Annotated in this window: 3 protein-coding genes; all 3 read left to right on the forward strand. The window is 42.0% G+C overall.

Annotated elements, in window-relative coordinates; all coding sequences use genetic code 11:
• Window positions 1-141 precede the first annotated feature (141 nt).
• Window positions 142-1,593: a Trk system potassium transporter TrkH gene (gene trkH / locus Xedl_RS19260; RefSeq protein WP_074025317.1), complete on the forward strand. Its 1,452-nt coding sequence runs from the start codon at window positions 142-144 to the stop codon at window positions 1,591-1,593.
• 38 nt (window positions 1,594-1,631) lie between these two features.
• On the forward strand, window positions 1,632-2,174 hold the full coding sequence (gene hemG, locus Xedl_RS19265) for a menaquinone-dependent protoporphyrinogen IX dehydrogenase (protein ID WP_074025319.1): 543 nt from the start codon (window positions 1,632-1,634) through the stop codon (window positions 2,172-2,174).
• A partial coding sequence (locus tag Xedl_RS31780; protein WP_208605099.1) for a hypothetical protein occupies window positions 2,158-2,425 on the forward strand: 268 nt, incomplete at its 3' end. The genes hemG and Xedl_RS31780, both read left to right, overlap by 17 nt.

The raw sequence follows: 2,425 nt of genomic DNA on the forward strand, positions 1-2,425 counted from the left end.
ACGTTGGGTATTTTTGCCAATTTTCAACAAGGTAAAAGTCAACGGGACTGGCTTCAACAAGCCAATGTTATAGGATGTTAAAGTCGAGCATCGCGTTAACTATATTTTTTCTTCATACCGGATTTCTAAGGAACCAGCCGAATGCATTTTCGCGCCATAACCCGTATTGTTGGACTACTTGTTATTCTTTTCTCTGTCACAATGATTATTCCGGGATTAGTGGCATTGATCTACCGTGATGGTGCAGGTAAGGCATTCAGCCAGACATTCATCTTTGCCCTTATCATTGGTTTAATATTGTGGGTACCGAATCGCGAACAAAAATCTGAACTCAAGCCAAAAGAGGGCTTTTTGATTGTTGTCCTATTTTGGACTGTGTTGGGAAGTGTGGGAGCATTGCCATTTATTTTCTCTGAAAAACCCAATCTTTCAGTCACAGATGCCTTTTTTGAATCATTTTCTGGCTTGACGACAACGGGAGCGACGACGCTTGTTGGCCTTGATTCCCTTCCCAAGGCGATTTTGTTCTATCGACAAATGTTGCAATGGTTAGGCGGCATGGGCATTATTGTTCTGGCTGTGGCGATCTTACCTCTGCTTGGTGTTGGGGGAATGCAGCTTTACCGTGCAGAAATGCCAGGGCCACTGAAAGATAATAAAATGCGTCCCCGTATCGCAGAAACAGCAAAAACACTTTGGCTGATTTATGTCTTGTTGACCATAACCTGTGCAGTAGCATTATGGGCTGCGGGGATGTCAGTATTTGATGCGATTTCTCATAGCTTTTCTACCATCGCTATTGGTGGATTTTCTACCCATGATGCCAGCATCGGCTTTTTTAATAGTCCGGCTATTAACACAATTATTGCCATTTTCTTATTGATTTCGGGCTGTAATTTTGGTCTGCATTTTGCGGTTCTTTCTGGACGAAGCTTGAAAGTGTATTGGCGTGATCCTGAATTTCGTATGTTCATTACTATTCAGTTGGCGCTATTGGTAATCTGTATGCTGATATTATGGCAGCATTCCGTTTATGAATCAGAATTGGCAGCATTAAATCACGCTTTTTTTCAAGTTGTCTCTATGGCGACAACAGCCGGATTTACCACTGACACTTTTGCCAATTGGCCTCTGTTTTTGCCTTTTTTGTTGTTATGTTCTGCCTTTATAGGGGGATGTGCTGGTTCGACAGGAGGCGGTCTCAAAGTTATCCGCATATTGTTACTGTTCTTGCAAGGATCTCGTGAATTAAAACGTTTAGTACATCCGAATGCGGTATACACCATCAAATTAGGGCGGCGGGCATTACCGGAACGCATCATTGAAGCGGTATGGGGATTTTTTTCAGCTTACGCGCTAGTCTTCATCATTAGTATGTTGTTACTGATTGCCACGGGTGTTGACGAGTTTTCTGCTTTTTCTGCCATCGCAGCAACATTGAATAACTTGGGACCAGGATTGGGAGTCGTTGCTGACAACTTTACAACTATGAATCCGGCGGCTAAATGGATATTAGTTGTCACAATGTTATTTGGCCGTTTGGAAGTGTTCACATTATTGGTTCTATTTACCCCCACTTTTTGGCGTGAATAGTCTTTATATGTGAATCTCTGTTTAATAAGGGCGTATCTATGAGTTATTTGTTGCTTTATTCCACCCAGGATGGACAAACCAAAAAAATTATTACCCGTATCGCAGAGAATCTCCGTCGTGCAGGTATTGAGTGTGAGTTAAGGGATCTTTCCACAGTGAAACAAGTCAATTTGATGCCTTACCAAAAAGTTATGGTAGGTGCGTCGATACGTTATGGTCGTTTCAATTCTGTATTGCATAATTTTGTCATTCGCCATCAAAAACAATTGAATCAAATACCAACGGCTTTCTTTGGTGTCAATCTAACGGCAAGAAAACCCGAAAAAAGAACCCCAGAAACGAACGCTTATGTACGTAAGTTTTTAATAAAAAGCCCATGGCAGCCTGATATATGTGGAGTTTTTGCGGGAGCACTACTTTATCCACGTTATCGTTGGTTGGATCGCATCATGATTCAGTTCATTATGCGAATGACCGGAGGAGAAACGGATACTACAAAAGAAATTGAATACACTGATTGGAAACAGGTAGACCATTTCTCTGAGAAATTCTTGCAAATATCGTGTGATAAAACGTCTTAAAAACAGTCTTTCTGCTGGTTATTACCTCGTTTTGAGGAAAAAAAACACGAACAGAAAAAAATTTAAAAAAAACTATTGTCACATCCGTAAAACTCCCTATAATGCGCCACCACTGACCGACGATGTGCTGAGACACGCCGCGACGGCAGCGGAGAAAGGCGAAAATAATCGCTTGACTCCGGAGGCAAAAAGCGTAAGATACGCAGCCTCGCAACCCGGAAGAGATGTCCGGTTGCCAACGCTCTTTAACA

This window comes from Xenorhabdus eapokensis (assembly GCF_001908105.1).